This window comes from Agrobacterium leguminum (assembly GCF_005144435.2).
GTDB lineage: Bacteria > Pseudomonadota > Alphaproteobacteria > Rhizobiales > Rhizobiaceae > Agrobacterium > Agrobacterium leguminum.
Window position 1 is genome coordinate 818,956 of the sequence record NZ_CP120211.1, and the last position, 17,723, is coordinate 836,678.

17 protein-coding genes are annotated in these 17,723 nt (G+C 60.2%); 8 read left to right on the top strand and 9 right to left on the bottom strand.

Annotation, left to right across the window (positions count from 1 at the left end; all coding sequences use genetic code 11):
* Positions 1 to 60: 60 nt before the first annotated feature.
* Complete coding sequence (locus CFBP4996_RS04030) at positions 61 to 717, top strand: outer membrane protein (RefSeq protein WP_035261664.1); 657 nt, start codon at positions 61 to 63, stop codon at positions 715 to 717.
* Positions 718 to 835: 118 nt separating this feature from the next.
* Here the strand turns inward: CFBP4996_RS04030 and CFBP4996_RS04035 are convergent, their stop codons facing one another.
* A complete protein-coding gene (locus CFBP4996_RS04035) occupies positions 836 to 1,432 on the bottom strand; it encodes a glutathione S-transferase (RefSeq protein ID WP_059752466.1) in 597 nt (198 codons plus the stop codon).
* A 112-nt stretch (positions 1,433 to 1,544) separates the two neighbouring features.
* Positions 1,545 to 2,318 (bottom strand): ribonuclease T2 family protein, encoded by a 774-nt coding sequence (locus tag CFBP4996_RS04040; RefSeq protein WP_080852314.1) that lies wholly within the window; start codon positions 2,316 to 2,318, stop codon positions 1,545 to 1,547.
* A 207-nt stretch (positions 2,319 to 2,525) separates the two neighbouring features.
* Between CFBP4996_RS04040 and CFBP4996_RS04045 the strand changes: the two genes are divergently transcribed.
* On the top strand, positions 2,526 to 3,473 hold the full coding sequence (locus CFBP4996_RS04045) for a lysylphosphatidylglycerol synthase domain-containing protein (protein WP_003520764.1): 948 nt from the start codon (positions 2,526 to 2,528) through the stop codon (positions 3,471 to 3,473).
* A 4-nt stretch (positions 3,474 to 3,477) separates the two neighbouring features.
* Here the strand turns inward: CFBP4996_RS04045 and CFBP4996_RS04050 are convergent, their stop codons facing one another.
* Positions 3,478 to 4,341 carry a 23S rRNA (adenine(2030)-N(6))-methyltransferase RlmJ gene (locus CFBP4996_RS04050; RefSeq protein ID WP_080852312.1) on the bottom strand — a complete coding sequence of 288 codons (864 nt, stop codon included), beginning with the start codon at positions 4,339 to 4,341 and terminating at the stop codon, positions 3,478 to 3,480.
* 41 nt (positions 4,342 to 4,382) lie between these two features.
* Here CFBP4996_RS04050 and CFBP4996_RS04055 point away from each other — a divergent pair, with 41 nt between their 5' ends.
* Entirely contained in the window at positions 4,383 to 6,605 is a 2,223-nt protein-coding gene (locus CFBP4996_RS04055; protein ID WP_162935887.1) for a molybdopterin-containing oxidoreductase family protein, read from the top strand.
* A 55-nt stretch (positions 6,606 to 6,660) separates the two neighbouring features.
* The gene (locus CFBP4996_RS04060) at positions 6,661 to 7,278 is read left to right on the top strand and encodes an NUDIX domain-containing protein (protein ID WP_080852310.1); all 618 of its coding nucleotides are present in this window, start codon (positions 6,661 to 6,663) and stop codon (positions 7,276 to 7,278) included.
* A gap of 7 nt (positions 7,279 to 7,285) precedes the next feature.
* Here CFBP4996_RS04060 and CFBP4996_RS04065 read toward each other — a convergent pair whose 3' ends face one another.
* The 6 genes from CFBP4996_RS04065 to CFBP4996_RS04090 all read right to left on the bottom strand — a co-directional run bounded on the left by CFBP4996_RS04065 (position 7,286) and on the right by CFBP4996_RS04090 (position 11,765).
* The gene (locus CFBP4996_RS04065; protein WP_080852308.1) at positions 7,286 to 7,684 is read right to left on the bottom strand and encodes a type II toxin-antitoxin system VapC family toxin; all 399 of its coding nucleotides are present in this window, start codon (positions 7,682 to 7,684) and stop codon (positions 7,286 to 7,288) included.
* On the bottom strand, positions 7,684 to 7,923 hold the full coding sequence (locus CFBP4996_RS04070; protein ID WP_035261672.1) for a type II toxin-antitoxin system Phd/YefM family antitoxin: 240 nt from the start codon (positions 7,921 to 7,923) through the stop codon (positions 7,684 to 7,686). The genes CFBP4996_RS04065 and CFBP4996_RS04070 overlap by 1 nt, the downstream gene beginning before the upstream one ends.
* A gap of 112 nt (positions 7,924 to 8,035) precedes the next feature.
* Positions 8,036 to 8,971, bottom strand: coding sequence for an omptin family outer membrane protease (locus tag CFBP4996_RS04075; RefSeq protein ID WP_080852306.1), 936 nt, complete (start codon positions 8,969 to 8,971; stop codon positions 8,036 to 8,038).
* A gap of 131 nt (positions 8,972 to 9,102) precedes the next feature.
* A complete protein-coding gene (purN, locus tag CFBP4996_RS04080; protein WP_080852304.1) occupies positions 9,103 to 9,777 on the bottom strand; it encodes a phosphoribosylglycinamide formyltransferase in 675 nt (224 codons plus the stop codon).
* Positions 9,774 to 10,847, bottom strand: a complete 1,074-nt coding sequence (gene purM, locus CFBP4996_RS04085; protein WP_080852301.1) for a phosphoribosylformylglycinamidine cyclo-ligase — start codon at positions 10,845 to 10,847, stop codon at positions 9,774 to 9,776. The genes purN and purM overlap by 4 nt, the downstream gene beginning before the upstream one ends.
* Positions 10,848 to 10,970: 123 nt before the next feature.
* The gene (locus CFBP4996_RS04090; protein ID WP_080852292.1) at positions 10,971 to 11,765 is read right to left on the bottom strand and encodes a class I SAM-dependent DNA methyltransferase; all 795 of its coding nucleotides are present in this window, start codon (positions 11,763 to 11,765) and stop codon (positions 10,971 to 10,973) included.
* 243 nt (positions 11,766 to 12,008) lie between these two features.
* Between CFBP4996_RS04090 and CFBP4996_RS04095 the strand changes: the two genes are divergently transcribed.
* The 4 genes from CFBP4996_RS04095 to ppx are packed head-to-tail and all read left to right on the top strand — an operon-like array spanning position 12,009 to position 17,717.
* Entirely contained in the window at positions 12,009 to 13,166 is a 1,158-nt protein-coding gene (locus CFBP4996_RS04095) for an AI-2E family transporter (protein ID WP_003520774.1), read from the top strand.
* 2 nt (positions 13,167 to 13,168) lie between these two features.
* Positions 13,169 to 13,897, top strand: a complete 729-nt coding sequence (gene hdaA / locus CFBP4996_RS04100) for a DnaA regulatory inactivator HdaA (protein WP_080852290.1) — start codon at positions 13,169 to 13,171, stop codon at positions 13,895 to 13,897.
* A complete protein-coding gene (locus CFBP4996_RS04105; RefSeq protein WP_416172040.1) occupies positions 13,894 to 16,197 on the top strand; it encodes an RNA degradosome polyphosphate kinase in 2,304 nt (767 codons plus the stop codon). Before hdaA ends, CFBP4996_RS04105 begins: the two co-directional genes overlap by 4 nt.
* Positions 16,194 to 17,717 carry an exopolyphosphatase gene (gene ppx, locus CFBP4996_RS04110; RefSeq protein WP_003520777.1) on the top strand — a complete coding sequence of 508 codons (1,524 nt, stop codon included), beginning with the start codon at positions 16,194 to 16,196 and terminating at the stop codon, positions 17,715 to 17,717. Before CFBP4996_RS04105 ends, ppx begins: the two co-directional genes overlap by 4 nt.
* The last annotated feature ends 6 nt before the right edge of the window (positions 17,718 to 17,723 follow it).

Sequence of the window (17,723 nt, forward strand, 5' to 3'; positions counted from 1 at the left end):
TTTACACCGCGTCTGAGAACAATAGTTTTGAGTACAGAGCGGTCCTGAAAGGAGAATAGCATGCGTATTTTCGTAGCAACCCTTATGGCTTCGACCATGGCAGCCGCCGGCTTTTCGGCTGCTCACGCCGCTGACGCCGTAAATGAAGTGCCGCAGGCACCGGTTTCCTACGACCAGCCCGCACCGGTCAAGGATTGGTCCGGTGCCTACCTCGGTGGTACGGTCAACTACGATTGGGGCCGTTTCAGCTCCAGCAACGACGGTCGTGACGCCAAGGGCGCTGGCGGCGGTCTCTACGGCGGTTACAACTGGCAGAACGGCCAGCTGGTTTACGGTGCGGAAGCAGACGTCAACCTCGGTGACGAGCGCGGTTCTGCCGGTACGGTCGCAGGTCGCGCCGTCGAAGGCAAGCAGGGCGTCAACGGCTCGCTGCGTGGCCGCGTCGGTTACGACATGAACCCGTTCCTGCTCTATGGTACGGCCGGTCTTGCTGTTTCCGACAACAAGGTTCGTGACGGCGTCAACAAGGACAGCGCCACGGCTCTCGGTTACACGGTTGGTGCCGGTGTTGAAGCCATGGTTACCGACAACATCACCGCTCGTCTGGAATATCGCTACAGCGACTACCAGAAGAAGGACTACACGCTCGGCAACGACGCCTTCTCGCGTGGTTATGACGACCACTCCGTCAAGGCCGGTATCGGCGTCAAGTTCTGATCCCTCAAGGATCGCTATTTGGAAAAGCCGGGGTTTTCGCCCCGGCTTTTTTGTTTTTCGGTCTTATGTGTCGGCATGAATGCCCGGCCTTCCGGCCAGGCGTGCTTCTGCATCCGCCTCAGGCGGCGGCCTTCATTTCCGCATAGGCTTCGAAACGCTTGCCGAAGGTTTCCGGCCAGCCGGCCAGCGCATCGCGCCCTTCGGCCCATTCGCCGGCGAAACGCAGGTCGAGATAACCGATCATCGCGGCAAGGGCGAAATGGCCGCCATGCAGCTTCTTGCCGGTTTTCGGCAGGTTGGTGTTGAGATAATCAAGCCCGCGGACCACCTTGCTCCACTGCTTGTCGATCCATGGCTGATGGATCTTGTCTTCCGGGCGAAAACGACGCTCGTAAACGATGGCGAGCAGGCAATCCATGATGCCGTCGCACAGCGCTTCGAGAATTTCCACATCCGTGCGCTTGCCGTTCTTTTTCGGGTAGAGCTTGCCGCCCGAAAGACGGTCGAGATAATGCATGATCGCCACGCTGTCATAGACCGAGCCGCCTTCATCCAGAAGCAGGACCGGAATTTTGCCGAGCGGATTGTTGTCCATCAGCGTTGCGGGCTCGGCACTGGTATCGACGCGCACGGAGGTAATGTCGATGCCGAGATGGCGCGCGGCCATACGTACCTTGGCGGAGTAGGGGGAGGCGGGCGAGTAGAGCAGTTCCATGGTCGGGTCCTGTGGGTTGTCGTCTGGGGACTGGAATAGTCAATAAAACTGCATAGCGGTTTTATGTCTGGAAAATGTGTAGAAGAGCGCAACAGGCAACATTCGATGCGCTCTAGCGAATGGGGATGATTTCCGTGGCGTTGGCGCGGCAGCCCTTGCGGTCAAGCTCGGGGCAGTCGCGGAATGTCATGTCCCTGTTGAGGCAGATGCGCACTTCCTCTAGGCGCCTGCCGTCGCAGCTGATGGAGATGCCGCGTTTCGACAGGCCGGGATTGGCGTCGGTGAAGGCGGTTTCGATGGCGTCAGCGGAGAGAGTGGCGGCTTCGGCGCCCGAGGCGATCTTTCCCGGCAGCCGGATGGCTTCGAAGGCGGCGCGTGTCGCCGAGAAATAGTCCCTCTGCGACAGGCCGGAGCAGGAGCCGTGCTTGCGCCACTGGTGGCCGATCAGACCCATGGACGGCATGATATCGAACATGGTGCGGCCGATCGCGTCCGGAACACGGTCGGGCTCGCCGCTTTGGCAGAATTCCGGATAGCCGTTTTCGTTCTGCGGCCACAGCCCGTGCACCACGAAACCGTAACGCCTGTCGCTGCCGCATTGCTGGCGGTTGCCCGAGCCTTCGGAGCTGGCGCAGAATGCCGGTGACCAGGAGAGCGACAACACGTAAAAATCGAACCCGTTTCCGCGGGGCGCAGGGTTTTTGCCCGTCTCCTGTCGGGAAACGTTACGCCCTGGAGCGTCCGGCCGGGAGTTGCCGGCGGTCTGCGATTGGGATTGCGTCTGCCGGTTGCCGGCGGGGTCGGTCGGTGCCGGATTTTCCCGCGCGAACCACAATGCGCCGAGCGACAGAAGGCCCAGGGCGATGAAACCGGCATAACGCTTCATTCCGTGTACGTTCTCCGGAAAATGGACGACCTCACATCGCCGGCGGGCGACGATCCGGTCTTACATCAACTTGTGAACGGGGCAAACCGCCAATCTTTGATGAAAAGGTTGAAAGCTTTGCCGCATAACGAATAAAGTCGAACGAATCTTCCGCAAAGACGGAACAGGGCTGGGGTGAGGCTGGAGGAAATAGGCGGGCATGACCGCATGAAATTCAAGAAATATATCTGGCCCGTCGTTGGCTTCGCGACGATCGGTTTTTCCGCATGGTTGCTCTTTCACGAACTGCGCGGCCTGTCGCTCGATGATCTCTGGGACAGTCTGAAAGCCATTCGCGTGCGGGACTGGCTGTGTTCGGGCCTTGCAACCCTGCTGGCCTATGCCGCGCTCGCCGGTTACGACCGCATCGCGTTGCAGCATCTTGGCCGCAAAGTGAACTGGTTCTTCATCACGCTTACCTCTTTCACCACCTATGCGCTGTCTCACAATGTCGGGGCCTCGGTATTCTCGGGCGCCGTGGTGCGATATCGGGCCTATACGTCCAAGGGGCTGAGTGTAGCGGAAGTGGGCGTGCTTGTCGGCCTTTGCTCCTTCACCTTCCTCATCGGCACGATCATGCTGATCGGGCTGGTGCTGCTTTACGAGCCTGACATCACCGAACGGTTTACCGGCATTCTGCCCGTCGAAGCCTCCACCACCACAGGCGTGCTGCTGCTCCTTTTCGTCGGCCTTTATATTCTTGGCAGCCTGCTCAGGCTGAAACCCCTGAAAATCGGTTCCTTCGTGCTGCCGTACCCCGCGCCGAAGCTTGTTGCGCAGCAACTCGTCATCGGCCCGATTGAGCTGATCGGCGCGGCGGGCATCATCTATTTCGCGCTGCCGGAAGCCGGAAATCCCGGTTATATGGTCATTCTCGGCATATTTCTGGTTTCCTTCTCGGCGGCGCTCATCTCGCATGCGCCGGGCGGCCTGGGGGTGCTGGAGCTGGTCTTCGTCACCGGCCTGCCGGACATGAACCCGGCGGACGTCATCGCGGCGCTTCTGGTCTTCCGGCTGTTCTACCTCATCATTCCCTTTATCATGGCCCTGTTCGTGATCCTGTTCTTCGAACGGTCACAGCTTGCGCAGGCGCAGAGGCGGGAAGGGCTGAGATAGCCCCTCAATTGTCTTCCGATTTTTCCTCGCCGCGCAGCCAGAAGGCGCGCTGCGAGGCAAACCTGTCCTGCGCCAGCGTTGTCTTCAGGTAGGGCAGCAGCGTGTGCAACTCGTCCTTCAGCGTATAGGGCGGATTGACGATGATGAGGCCGGAGCCGCTCAGGCCATCCAGCCGGTCGCTTCTGACGGAAAGCTCCGCGCACAGCATCTTCGGAATGTCGAAGGATTGCAGCCGCTCGTGGAAGTCCTTGATCGGTGCGCCTTTCTTCAAGGGATACCACAGGCAATAGGTGCCGGTGGAAAAACGCCGATAGGCCTTGTTCAAGCCATCGGCCAGACGCTGATATTCATTCTCAAGCTCGAAAGGCGGATCGACGAGGATGAGGCCGCGCTTTTCCTTCGGCGGCAGATGCGCGCCGAGCGACAGCCAGCCATCCAGCTCGGTGACACGCACCTGGTAATCACCCTCGAACAGGCGTGCGAGCGCCCGGCTGTCATCCGGGTGCAGTTCCATGGCCGAAAGCCGGTCCTGCGGGCGAAACAGCATGCGCGCGAGTTTCGGTGAGCCGGGGTAGAATTTCACGCCACCTTCCGGATTGAGCTCCTTCACGGCGTCAAGATAGGGCTCCAGCAGTTCGGCGATGGGGGCAGGCAGATCGGCCTCCATCAGCTTGCCGATACCGGTCTGCCATTCGCCGGTCTTCTGCGCTTCTTCCGAGGTCAGGTCGTAAAGCCCGATGCCGGCATGGGTGTCCAGCACGCGAAAGGCCTTGTCCTTGTTCTGCAGATAACGCACGAGGCGGGCGAGAACGGCATGTTTGAGGACATCCGCGAAATTGCCGGCGTGATAGATGTGGCGGTAGTTCATGGATGTGTCTCGCTTGCCGTTTATCCGGATGAATGGTCAGGATGAATATTCTTGATGGACGTCACTTCGGCCTTTTTGCCGCATCGTTGATGCAATATACAAAAGACATGAACGTTGCGACCCCGATTTCCGCTGAAAAAGCCGCCCCGAAGTCCGAAGTCCGTATCGGACACACGGTCTGCCCGCATGACTGTCCGAGCGCCTGCGCGCTCGAGGTCGACATCAATGCGGATGGCCGCATCGGCCGCGTGCGCGGGGCTAACGCCAATACGTACACCGCCGGCGTGATCTGCGCCAAGGTGGCGCGTTACTCCGAACGCATCTATCATCCCGGCCGTCTTCTGACCCCGAAGCGCCGCAAGGGTGCGAAGGGCGCCGGCGACTGGCAGGAAATCTCCTGGGAAGCGGCTCTGGACGAGGTGGCGGACGCTTTCGTCAAGGCCGAAGCGCGGCATGGTACTGAGGCCATCTGGCCCTATTTCTACGCCGGCACCATGGGGCAGGTGCAGCGGGATTCCATCGAGCGCTTGCGCCACGCCAAGAAATATTCCGGCTTCTTCGGTTCGATCTGCACCAACATGGCCTGGACTGGTTATGTTATGGGCACCGGCGCATTGCGTGGCCCGGATCCGCGCGAGATCGCCAAGGCCGATGTCGTCGTCATCTGGGGCACCAACGCGGTCGCCACGCAGGTCAATGTCATGACCCATGCGGTGAAAGCCCGTAAGGAACGCGGCGCGAAGATCGTCGTCGTCGATATCTACGACAATCCGACCATGAAGCAGGCGGATATGCGCCTCGTCGTCCGCCCCGGCACGGATGCCGCACTTGCCTGCGCCGTCATGCACATCGCCTTCCGCGACGGTTACGCCGACCGTGATTATATGGCGCGCTTCGCCGACGATCCGGCCGGGCTCGAGGCGCATCTGAAGACGAAGACGCCGCAATGGGCATCCGAAATCACCGGCCTTTCCGTCGACGAAATCGAGGATTTCGCAAGGCTGGTCGGCGCCACGAAGAAGACCTTCTTCCGGCTCGGATATGGTTTTGCCCGCCAGCGCAACGGCGCGGTCGCCATGCATGCGGCGCTTTCCATCGCCACGGTTCTCGGCTCCTGGCAATATGAGGGCGGCGGCGCGTTCCACAACAATGGCGACATCTTCCGGCTCAACAAGGCGGAGCTGATGGGCAGTTCTTACGCCGACCCCGAGGTGCGCCAGCTCGACCAGTCGCAGATCGGCCGCGTGCTGACGGGGGACGCGGAGGCGCTGCGCCATGGCGGCCCGGTGACGGCGCTGCTCATCCAGAACACCAATCCCGTCAATGTCGCGCCCGAACAGCGGCTGGTGAAACAGGGCTTCCTGCGCGACGATCTCTTCGTCGCCGTGCATGAGCAGTTCATGACCGAGACGGCCGATGTGGCCGATATCGTGCTGCCCGCCACCATGTTCCTCGAACATGACGACATCTACCGCGCCGGCGGCCAGAACCACATTCTGCTTGGGCCCAAACTGGTGGAGCCGCCGGAAACGGTGCGCACCAATCTCTTCGTCATCGAGGAACTGGCAAAACGCCTCGGCGTCGACCATATGCCGGGCTTCGGCCTTTCGGCCCGCGATCATGTCGACCGAATGCTCAAAGTCAGCGGTTGGGGCGATTTCGACACGCTGGCTGAAGAGAAGTGGATCGATGCGCAACCCTCCTTCGAGGTGGCGCATTATCTCGAAGGATTCGGTTACGGTGATGGCAAATTCCGCTTCAGTCCCGAATGGGCAACCGGACCCTCTCCGAACAAGCCGCCGAAAAATATCGGTGTGATGGGGCCTGTTGCGCAATTTCCGAAATTCCCGGATCAGGTCGACGTCATCGAAACCGTGGACGGTGACCATCCCTTCCGGCTGGCGACATCGCCGGCGCGCAACTTCCTGAACTCCACCTTCGCGGAAACGAAGACCTCCGTGCAGAAGGAAGGCCGCCCGGAACTGATGATCTGTCCCGAGGATGCGAGCGGCAACGGCATCGCCGATGGCGATATCGTCCGCATCGGCAATGCGCGCGGCGAAGTGCGTCTCCATGCGAAAATCGTGGAGGGTGCAAGACCGGGTGTGCTGATCGCCGAAGGGCTGTGGCCAAACAGGGCGCATCTGGATGGCGAAGGCATCAATGTGCTGACCGGCGCCGATGCCGTCGCTCCCTATGGCGGTGCGGCTTTTCACGACAACAAGGTCTGGCTCCGCCGCGATGACGAGGCCCGCGAGGCTTGATATTGCGCCGCAACACGGGCAGGCTGAAATCCCACGACAGGCAAGGACATATCCGGTGACACAGACGCAGGCGAAAAATATTCCGGCCGACACGGATGCGGGCAGAATCCGGCTGGTGGAAAAAGAAACCGTCTGGAAGGGCTTCGTGCATATGCAGAAGCTCGTTTTCGACCAGCGCATGCCGGATGGCAAAACCATCCGTATCGTCCGTGAAGTCCATGACCATGGCAGCGCCGCCGCCATTCTTCTTTATGATCCGAAGCGCGACAGCGTGGTGATGGTGCGCCAGTTCCGCCCCGCCGCCTTCGTGAACGGCGATCAAAGCTTCATGATCGAGGTGCCGGCGGGGCTTCTCGACGACGACGATGCGGCTGTCGCCATCCGCCGTGAGGCGATGGAAGAATCCGGCTACGCCGTCGAAAAGGTCGATTATCTGTTCGATATGTATGCCAGCCCTGGCACGCTGACGGAAAAGGTCAGCCTCTTCGTCGCCCGCATCGATCTTGACGTGCAGGCCGGCAGCGGCGGCGGACTGGAGGACGAAGGCGAGGATCTCGAGGTTCTGACCTACCGGCTGGACGAAGCCTTCGCGATGATCGCATCGGGTGAAATCACCGATTCCAAGACGATCATTCTGCTGCAATGGGCGATGTTAAATCGCGCCCGGCTCTGAACAAACCTTAGACGAACGCGACGTTTTCCAGCTTTGCGGCAGCCGCAAGCTTTCTGTCCTGTGTTGCCAGAGGCGCGTTGTGCGAAATCGCGAGCGACAGATAGGCAGCGTCATAAGCGGAAAGGGCATGTTTTTGCGCCAGACGAATAATCGACACGTGATCGGCGCTTGATGAAAGCGTAACCGGCAGGCTGGTGAAACGCATGAGAATTGCAAAGATGTCATCCGCGGAAATACGCTTTCGGCGTTCGGCCGAAAGCAATATGTTGCGCAACTCGTGTGACAGAAGATCGGGTGCGAAAGCGTCCTGCGTTTCCAGTCGCGCCAGAGCGTCGTCGGCAACTGCGCCATCCTCGTCAGGCAGGAACCAGGCCGCGACAACCGATGCATCCACAACGAAGGCCATTATTTGCGGCCTTCTTCTTTCCACGCTCTGATTTCATCCGCCGTCGTCTTGGCCCGTTGCGACCTCTCTGCGCGTATCGCGGCGACGAGCTGTTGGCGGGACTGGAAATCGTTCGCCCTGACGAGACGCGCCACAGGCTCATTTCCACGCGCAATAACGACCTCTTCTCCCGCCTCGACCTTGGCCAGAAGCTCTGAAAGGTGCGTTTTTGCTTCACCGACTTTGATCGTAATCGTCATGGCAGCCATGGCCTCGCTCATATTCATGATGATAGTAGGAGCGCCATCGTACTTGGTCAAGTGGTTGGCCAAGCACGTCAGGTCGATCTCTTTTCGACGGTCGCCATCGAAATCAGAAGCGTCCTCTCACACCCATCCCCACGAAAATCGACTGCAAGTCACCGCCGCCGGCATTCTTTTCCGATGACAGGTCGCCGGCGCCTGCGCCGCTGTAGTGGGTGTCTCCGCGCCCGAGGCTGGTATAGTCATATGCGCCGTCGAGATAGATCGAGGCATTCTCGGTCAGGTCATAGGCGACGCCAGCCTTCACCCCGAACATGCCGGCGACGTCGAATTTGTCGGTAAAGCGCATGTCGCGCAGCCAGTGATCGTCCGTCGCCTTGCCGTAGACCATGGCGCCGCCTTCGAGGCCCAGATTGAGCGACCAGTTGCCGAACCTCTGGCCGCCCGTCAGGTTGCCGTAGAAGACCGGGATTTGCTGGCGATAGGTGATCCCCTTGAGGCCATCCTTGAATTTGCCGGAGAAATCGCGGGGGGAGAAAACGCTGTAAACGGCGTTGCCGCCATAAGCCGACCATTGAACATCCGTATAACGAAAACCGACGCCGGCGCTGAGATATTGCTGCGGATCGTCCAGCAGCATGCGATTGAGTTCGAGGCTTCCCGAAAAATAATGGTCGAGCCGCGTGTCGTCATGCTGGGAACGGTGGCTCCAATTGTCCTTCGAGCTATCTCTGGAGAAAGGCCAAACCCAGTCATAGTCGGTCATATAGCCGTCGCCCTCGAAGCCGACGCGGCCTTCCGCCTTGACGCGCCAGCCGGGCGCTAGTTCAAGCCCGAGCGAGCCGCGCAATGCCACGGCGTTTTTGGTTTCCCATTCGAGTTCGCTCAGCTTGCGACCACCGATATGGACGGTTTCCGTCGCGCGGAGATTGAGAACGCCGGCATCCACTGAGGCTGTAATGCCGCTTTGCTCAGCCGCGACGGGCAGGCTGGCGCCCGCCAGCAGAACAACCGAAAGCGGCAGGGAAAATCTCGAAAATGGCATAATCGCTCCTAAATGACCGGAGGGCCCGAAATAAGGGCCGTTGCCGGCATTAAAGATGATTATGGTAAACGATCGGTTTATTTTCTGAAAAATACCATTATTGGTGTTTTTGTACTTTAGTTATAGCTTTATCAGGAGGCGGATATGAGGTTGGAATACTCAATATTACTTTCGCCATCCGTGGAGACCGCCTTGCCGTCTTCCATTCGAACCTTGCCTTCGGCAAGCCGCTTCAGGGTGAGCGGATAGAGCTGATGCTCAACTGTCAGGATCCGCGCCGCCAGCGTGTCGGCCGTATCGCCGGAAACGACCGGCACCGCACCCTGCGCGATGGTCGGGCCTTCATCCATGCCTTCGGTGACGAAATGCACGGTGCAGCCGGAAATCTTCATGCCGCTGTCGATGGCGCGCTGATGGGTGTGCAGGCCGGGGAAAAGCGGCAGCAGGGAAGGATGGATATTGATGATGCGCCCTTCATAGGGAGCAATGAAATCCCCCGATATCAGCCGCATGTAACCGGCGAGACAAATGATATCGGGCGCGATTTCACCAAGTGCGGCCAGAATGGCGCCCTCATGTTCGGCCTTGCTGGCATAGGTCTTGCGCTCGAAGACGAGTGTGGGAATGCCCATGCCCCGTGCCTTTTCCAGCCCGCCCGCAGACGCCTTGTCCGAGATGACGCAGACGATTTCCGCCGGAAAATCCGCCGCCTGACAGGCCTTGGCCAGCGACACCATGTTGGAGCCGCTGCCGGAAATGAAAACGACGACGCGTTTGCGGCCGGACGGGAAGGCGGCGCTCATCATAGGCCGAGAGCGCCCTTGTAGATGGTGCCATGCGCGCCTTCTTCGCGGGCGACCATGCGGCCGAGCGGGAAGACGGTCTCGCCTTCGGCGGTCAGAACCTCGGTGACCTTTTCGGCATTTTCAGCCGAAACGACGACGATCATGCCGACGCCGCAATTGAAGGTGCGAAGCATTTCCTTCGCTTCGACGCCGCCGGTTTTCGCCAGCCACGAGAAGACGGCGGGAACCTCGATCGCGTCGAGATCGATTTCGGCAGCGAGATGCTTTGGCAGAACGCGCGGAATATTCTCCGGGAAACCGCCGCCGGTAATATGCGCCAGCGCCTTCAGCGCGCCGGTCTCGCGGATCGCCTTCAAAAGCGGCTTCACATAGATGCGGGTCGGCGTCAGCAGCGCTTCGCCGAGCTTCTTGCCATCCGCGAAGGGGGCAGGGGCGTTCCAGTCGAGGCCGGAGATCGACACGATCTTGCGCACCAGCGAAAAGCCGTTGGAGTGAACGCCGGAAGAGGAGAGGCCGAGAATGACGTCGCCTTCGGAAATGTCGCCGGCCGGCAGAAGCTGGCCGCGTTCGGCCGCACCCACGGCAAAGCCCGCGAGATCATAGTCGCCATCGGAATACATGCCGGGCATTTCAGCGGTTTCGCCGCCGATCAGCGCACAGCCGGATTCGCGGCAGCCGGCGGCGATGCCGGAAACGATGGCCGCACCCTGGTCGGGGTCGAGCTTGCCGGTGGCGAAATAATCGAGGAAGAACAGCGGTTCTGCGCCCTGGACGACGAGATCGTTAACGCACATGGCGACGAGATCGATGCCGACGGTGTCGTGATAGTCAGCATCGATGGCGATCTTCAGCTTGGTGCCGACGCCGTCATTGGCGGCCACCAGAACCGGATCGGTGAAGCCTGCGGCTTTCAGATCGAACAGGCCGCCGAAGCCGCCGATTTCGCCGTCCGCACCGGGACGCCGCGTCGAACGCACCGCCGGTTTGATCTTTTCGACCATCAGGTTGCCGGCGTCGATATCCACACCTGCATCACTATAGGTAAGACCGTTCTTGCCCGACTGGCTCATGGCTCTCGTCTCCGCTGGTTCCTTTGGCGTCGCCATTCGCACGGGACGGGGCCTGATGCAAGGGTTTGAGTGGCAAAAGCTCCGGTTTTTAACGGCTTTGGCGGGGCTAGCCGGATTGGGTGCTCACGACGGCTGCGGCGCGGCGCGGCAGACGAGATTGAGCAGGCCGTCATTGGACGTATCGGAATTTTCCTCTATCGGCCGCCCGTTCTCGCCATAACGTGCGGCGATCTCAAAGCCCGCCGCTTCCAGCTGGCGGGTCTGGGCGGCAAGGTCGATGAAATAAAACAGGCCGCTCCAGCGATGCGCCTGATCCGCGAGAATGGCATATTCCGGTGTCCGCCGTGTCGAAGGTTGCAGTCGCAGATAGTTGATCCAGCTTTGCGGATGCAGCGAATTCACCACCTCGCGCGGGTGCCAGGAGCGGCGGTGCAGCGGCATGCCGCCGGCCCGTTTCCATTGGCGATTGTGAAACGAAAAGATGAAATATCCGCCGGGTGCGAGAATGCTTCGCACGGCATGGATGATGGCAAGCCGGTCCTCATGGTCGAAGGCGCTTAGAATCGCGAGCGCGCCGAGCACGCAATCGAAACGTTCCGCGCCGAACTGGCCGATCGCCCGCACATCCATATCGAGAAACGTGGCGGTGGGAAAATTGCGCCGCGCCAGCGCAAGCATCGGCTGCGAACGGTCAATGCCGATATAGTCTCCCACTAGCGGCAGAAGCGGCTTCGTCGTTCGGCCGGTGCCGACGCCGAGGTCAAGCAGCCGCTTGCCCGCATAGGCATGGCGGAACTGGTCGAGAATGATGCGTTCGGCCGGGTAAAGCTGCTGGTTGTCATACCATTCGGCAACTTCGGGATTATCGAAGAGACCGGCATTATATTCCGCGATGCCATTTTCACTGGTGCTCTGCATCGTGCCCCCCGGCCGCCGGACATGAAGGAGCGCCGCTGGCCCGCCCGGCAATATTTGATAGTTGTCTAATATTTATCGTCGGTCAACCTGCCGTTGCGAGGGGTTGGCCGGAAATGAGGGATTTTACCGCTGTGCGGGCAGTCTCCTTCTGCCCACGCGCGAAAGCGCCGGTCTTGACCATGTGCATATGCGCATCCTATCTCCATCATGGGCGGTGACGATGCGGCGATAAAGGATGAACGGATGCAACCCCATGTAAGCGGTACGAGCCTGCGCCGGCAGGTGTTTTTCTGGATCGGCGTGCTTGCCGTCTTTGTCCTTTTCCTGATGGTCTTCAGCTCCATTCTCCTGCCTTTCGTGGCGGGCATGGCGCTTGCCTATTTTCTCGACCCGGTGGCCGACTGGCTGGAACGGCGCGGCCTTAGCCGGTTGATGGCCACCGTCGTCATTCTCGTCTCCTTCGTTCTGCTCTTCGCGCTGTCGCTCATCATCATCATTCCGCTGATCGTCGCCCAGGCCTCGGAATTCATCACGCGCATCCCGCAATATATCTCGTCATTGCAGCAGCTGATTGCCGGCGCCGACACCAATCTCCTGCCGGACTGGGTGAGCAGCCAGATCGACGCCGTGAAGGAGAATTTTTCGAAGCTTTTGACCGAAGGCGCCGGTTTCATCGGCACGCTTTTGACGCAGATATGGAATTCCGGCAAATCGCTGGTCGATGTCATGTCGCTGCTGGTCGTCACGCCCGTGGTCGCCTTCTATCTGCTGCTCGACTGGGACCGGATGATCGACAAGGTCGATAGCTGGATACCGCGCGATTATGTCCATACCGTCCGCCAGATCGCCCGCGACATGGATAAGACCATTGCCGGTTTCGTGCGCGGGCAGGGGTCGCTCTGCATCATTCTCGGCGTTTATTACGCCGTCGGCCTGTCGCTGGTGGGTTTGAATTTCGGCCTGCTGATCGGCCTTTTCTCAGGCCTCATCAGCTTCATTCCCTATATCGGCTCCATGGTCGGCCTCATCCTCGCCGTCGGCGTCGCCATCGTGCAGTTCTGGCCGGATTACATCTATGTGTTTCTGACGCTCGTTGTGTTCTTTTCCGGCCAATTCATCGAAGGCAACATCCTGCAGCCGAAGCTCGTCGGCAAAAGCGTCGGCCTGCATCCGGTCTGGCTGATGTTCGCCCTTTTCGCCTTCGGTGCGCTTTTCGGTTTCGTCGGGCTTCTCGTCGCGGTGCCGGCGGCGGCGGCGGTCGGCGTGCTTGTCCGCTTCGCCTTGTCGCGGTATCTTGAAAGCGATCTTTACCACGGGCATGCCGCCAACCTTCCCTGGGACACAAACCCTGCCCTGGAAGAAGGGGAAACGTCCTCCGGCAAGGTTGACTCTCAGAGCTGACGATGACTGACCAAATCAAAACCGACAACGCCCGGTCGAAGGCCGAGCAGCTGCCGCTCGCATTCTCGCACCAGTCCGCTTCCGGCAGGGATGATCTCCTCGTCTCCGCCTCGCTTGCGGCTGCCGTCAGCCTCATCGATGAATGGCCGAACTGGCGCTCGCCCGTCGTCGTGCTGGCCGGGCCGCCGGGTTCGGGAAAATCGCATCTCGCCAATATCTGGAAAAACATCAGCGACGCGCGCGACATTCACCCCGAGACGGGTTCCGATGCCGCGCGTGCTGCCGAAACGGGACCTGTTCTTTTCGAGGACGCCGACCGGCGCGGTTTTGACGAAACGGAACTTTTCCATGTCATCAACAGCGTTCGCCAGCACGGCACCACGCTTTTGATGACGAGCCGGCAATGGCCGGCCGCATGGCCGGTGACGCTGCCCGATCTGCGCTCGCGCCTCAAAGCGGTAACGGTGGTGGAAACCGGAGAGCCGGACGAGGGGCTGTTGGCGCAGGTGCTGGTGAAACTCTTCGCCGACCGGCAGCTTTACATGGATGACAAACTCATAGGTTACATCGTCAATAGAATGGAGCGTTCGCTCGATACGGCGCAGACGATCGTGGACCGGATCGACCGGCTGGCGCTTTCGCGTGGAACGAGAATTACACGGCCGCTGGTGGCGGAGGTCCTCAATGCGATGGACAACGCAGCAGCGGGCAGCGGACTGGACGTCGATTGACTGTCACAGTTCCGTCGTCAAACTGTTATACGGGCAAGAAGGACGATCGCGCGATGCAGCAGGATCACGGGACGGAAATCGGTCAGGGGATGGAACAGGGAATGGACGCTATCGCGCAGGAAGACTTCAATAAGGTTCAGCCGGTGACCGAAGGCGAGAGCCTGTGGGACAGCCCGGCGCGTTTCATCAACCGCGAATTCTCCTGGCTCCAGTTCAACCGCCGCGTTCTCGAAGAAACGCTGAATACGGATCATCCGCTGCTGGAGCGGCTGCGTTTCCTTTCCATCTCGGCCGCCAACCTCGATGAATTCTTCATGGTCCGCGTCGCCGGCCTCGAAGGGCAGGTGCGCCAGAAGATCACCGTCAAGACGCCGGACGGCAAGACGCCGGCCGAGCAGCTCGAAGATATTCTGAAGGAAATCGACAATCTGCAGATGGAGCAGCAGGCATCGCTCGCCGTTCTGCAACAATATCTCGCCAAGGAAGAAATCTTCATCGTGCGGCCGGCCGCACTTTCGGATGCGGATCGCGCTTGGCTCGGCACCGAATTCGAGGAACGCATTTTCCCGGTGCTGACGCCGCTGTCCATCGACCCGGCGCATCCGTTCCCCTTCATTCCGAACCTCGGTTTCTCGATGGGTCTGCAGCTCGACAGCGTCAATGGCCGCGAGCCGATGACGGCGCTCCTGCGCCTGCCGCCGGCGCTTGACCGTTTCGTGCGCCTGCCGGATGACAAGAACGCCATCCGTTACATCACGCTGGAAGATGTGGTCGGCCTGTTCATTCACCGGCTTTATCCCGGCTATAGCGTCAAGGGATTCGGCACGTTCCGCATCATCCGCGACAGCGATATCGAAGTCGAAGAAGAGGCGGAAGATCTGGTCCGTTTCTTCGAAAGCGCGCTGAAGCGTCGCCGCCGCGGTTCCGTTATCCGCATCGAGACCGACAGCGAAATGCCGCAGTCGCTCAGGCAATTCGTGGTGCACGAGCTTGGCGTGCCTGATAATCGCGTTGCCGTTCTGCCCGGCCTTCTCGCGCTCAACACCATCTCGGAAATCGTCCGCGCGCCGCGCGACGACCTGAAATTCGAACCATACAACGCCCGTTTCCCCGAGCGCGTGCGCGAACATGCCGGCGATTGCCTCGCCGCCATCCGCGAAAAGGACATGGTGGTTCACCACCCCTATGAAAGCTTCGACGTGGTCGTGCAGTTCCTGCTGCAGGCGGCGCGAGATCCCGAAGTGCTCGCCATCAAGCAGACGCTTTACCGCACCTCCAATGACAGCCCGATCGTTCGCGCGTTGATCGATGCGGCCGAAGCCGGCAAATCCGTCACCGCGCTGGTGGAACTTAAAGCGCGTTTCGATGAAGAGGCGAATATCCGCTGGGCGCGCGATCTGGAGCGGGCCGGCGTGCAGGTCGTCTTCGGCTTCATCGAACTCAAGACCCACGCCAAGATGTCGATGGTGGTGCGCCGCGAGGACGGCAAGCTCAGAACCTATTGCCACCTCGGCACCGGCAACTATCACCCGATCACCGCCAAGATCTATACCGACCTGTCCTTCTTCACCTGCAACCCGAAGATCGCCCACGACATGGCGAATATCTTCAACTTCATCACGGGTTACGGCGAGCCGGAAGAGGGCATGAAGCTCGCCATTTCGCCCTATACGCTGCGCGCACGCATCGTGAAGCACATCAATGAAGAGATCGAGCATGCCAAGCGCGGTGCGCCGGCGGCGATCTGGATGAAGATGAATTCGCTGGTCGACCCTGAAATCATCGATTCTCTTTACCGTGCAAGTGCTGCGGGTGTGGAGGTCGATCTCGTCGTGCGCGGCATCTGCTGCCTGCGCCCGCAGGTGCCCGGTCTGTCGGACAATATCCGCGTCAAATCCATTGTCGGGCGCTTCCTCGAACACAGCCGCATCTTCTGCTTCGGCAATGGTTTCGGCCTGCCGTCGGACAAGGCGCTGGTCTATATCGGCTCGGCCGACATGATGCCGCGCAACCTTGATCGGCGCGTGGAAACGCTGGTTCCGCTCACCAATCCCACCGTGCATGAGCAGGTTCTTTCACAGATTATGCTGGGCAATCTCATTGACAACCAGCAGAGCTACGAGATACTTGCGGACGGAACGTCGAGGCGCATCGAGGTGCGTAAAGGCGAAGAACCGTTCAACGCGCAGCACTATTTCATGACCAATCCCAGCCTTTCCGGACGTGGTGAAGCCTTGAAATCCAGTGCGCCCAAATTGATTGCCGGGTTGATTTCGTCCCGCAAGAAACAGGCTGAATGACTCGATCAGAAGCACAGGGGCGGCTGACCGGCCTTGCCCCCGTTTCCGTCATAGATATTGGTTCGAACTCCGTTCGTCTCGTCGTATATGAAGGTCTTTCCCGCGCGCCTGCGGTGCTGTTCAACGAAAAGGTCCTGTGCGGCCTTGGCAAGGGACTGGCGCTGACGGGCCGCATGCATGAGGAAGGCGTCAGCCGGGCGCTGATGGCGCTTCGGCGTTTTCATGTCCTTTCCGAGCAGGCGCAGGCGCAGAAGCTCTATGTGCTGGCGACGGCTGCGGCGCGTGAGGCGGAAAACGGCCCGGATTTCATCCGCGAGGCCGAAGCCATTCTCGGCTGCGAGATCGAGGTGCTGTCAGGCGAAAAGGAAGCGCTTTATTCCGCCTATGGCGTGATCAGCGGTTTCCATGATCCAGACGGCATTGCCGGCGATTTGGGCGGCGGTTCGCTCGAACTCATCGACATCAAGGGCAAGAGCTGCGGCGAGGGCATCACCCTGCCGCTCGGCGGCCTGCGGCTGTCGGAGCAGTCGGACGGCTCGCTGGAAAAAGCGGCGACGATTGCCAGAAAACACGTCAAATCCTTCGCCAAGCTTCTGGCGGCGGGTGAGGGGCGCACCTTTTACGCGGTGGGCGGCACCTGGCGAAACATCGCCAAGCTGCATATGGAGATATCGGGCTATCCGCTGCATATGATGCAGGGCTACGAATTGCCGCTGGAGGAAATGCTGAATTTTCTCGAAGAGGTCATCGTTTCCCGGGATAGCAAGGACCCGGCCTGGCAGGCGGTCTCCAAGAACCGTCGTTCGCTTCTGCCCTTCGGCGCCATCGCCATGCGCGAAGTTTTGAAAATGATGAAGCCGGCCAGGATCGCCTTCTCGGCGCAGGGCGTGCGCGAAGGTTATCTTTATTCGCTGTTGACGGAAGAAGAGCGGGATTCCGATCCGCTGCTGGTTGCCGCCGATGAACTTGCCATTCTGCGCGCCCGCTCGCCGGAACATGCGCGCGAACTGGCGGACTGGAGCGGCCGCACCTTCCCGGTCTTCGGCGTTGACGAGACCGAAGAGGAGAGCCGTTACCGGCAGGCGGCCTGCCTTCTCGCCGATATCAGCTGGCGCGCCCATCCCGATTATCGCGGATTGCAGGCGCTCAACATCATCGCCCATTCTTCCTTCGTGGCGATCACCCATCCCGGCCGCGCCTATATTGCGCTCGCCAATTATTATCGTTTCGAAGGTCTGAACGACAACGGCACCACGCAGCCGCTCGCCGCTATGGCGGGCGACCGGTTGCAGGAGCTTGGTAAATTGCTCGGCGGCCTGCTGCGCGTCGTCTATCTCTTCTCGGCCTCGATGCCGGGCGTCGTCGACCACCTCAAATTCCGCAAATCCGGCAATCCCGATCTCGATCTGGAATTCGTCGTGCCGCACGATTATTGCGATTTCGCCGGCGAGCGACTGGACGGGCGTTTGCAGCAACTGGCGAAGCTGACGGGCAAGCGGCTGGCGTTCGTGTTCGAATAACGAACG

Coding starts and splice junctions, on each gene's coding strand:
- CFBP4996_RS04030 (WP_035261664.1), top strand. CDS start 61: ATGCGTATTTTCGTAGCAACCCTTATGGCTTCGACCATGGCAGCCGCC.
- CFBP4996_RS04035 (WP_059752466.1), bottom strand. CDS start 1,432: ATGGAACTGCTCTACTCGCCCGCCTCCCCCTACTCCGCCAAGGTACGT.
- CFBP4996_RS04040 (WP_080852314.1), bottom strand. CDS start 2,318: ATGAAGCGTTATGCCGGTTTCATCGCCCTGGGCCTTCTGTCGCTCGGC.
- CFBP4996_RS04045 (WP_003520764.1), top strand. CDS start 2,526: ATGAAATTCAAGAAATATATCTGGCCCGTCGTTGGCTTCGCGACGATC.
- CFBP4996_RS04050 (WP_080852312.1), bottom strand. CDS start 4,341: ATGAACTACCGCCACATCTATCACGCCGGCAATTTCGCGGATGTCCTC.
- CFBP4996_RS04055 (WP_162935887.1), top strand. CDS start 4,383: ATGAATATTCTTGATGGACGTCACTTCGGCCTTTTTGCCGCATCGTTG.
- CFBP4996_RS04065 (WP_080852308.1), bottom strand. CDS start 7,684: ATGGCCTTCGTTGTGGATGCATCGGTTGTCGCGGCCTGGTTCCTGCCT.
- CFBP4996_RS04070 (WP_035261672.1), bottom strand. CDS start 7,923: ATGACGATTACGATCAAAGTCGGTGAAGCAAAAACGCACCTTTCAGAG.
- CFBP4996_RS04075 (WP_080852306.1), bottom strand. CDS start 8,971: ATGCCATTTTCGAGATTTTCCCTGCCGCTTTCGGTTGTTCTGCTGGCG.
- purN (WP_080852304.1), bottom strand. CDS start 9,777: ATGATGAGCGCCGCCTTCCCGTCCGGCCGCAAACGCGTCGTCGTTTTC.
- purM (WP_080852301.1), bottom strand. CDS start 10,847: ATGAGCCAGTCGGGCAAGAACGGTCTTACCTATAGTGATGCAGGTGTG.
- CFBP4996_RS04090 (WP_080852292.1), bottom strand. CDS start 11,765: ATGCAGAGCACCAGTGAAAATGGCATCGCGGAATATAATGCCGGTCTC.
- CFBP4996_RS04095 (WP_003520774.1), top strand. CDS start 12,009: ATGCAACCCCATGTAAGCGGTACGAGCCTGCGCCGGCAGGTGTTTTTC.
- hdaA (WP_080852290.1), top strand. CDS start 13,169: ATGACTGACCAAATCAAAACCGACAACGCCCGGTCGAAGGCCGAGCAG.
- ppx (WP_003520777.1), top strand. CDS start 16,194: ATGACTCGATCAGAAGCACAGGGGCGGCTGACCGGCCTTGCCCCCGTT.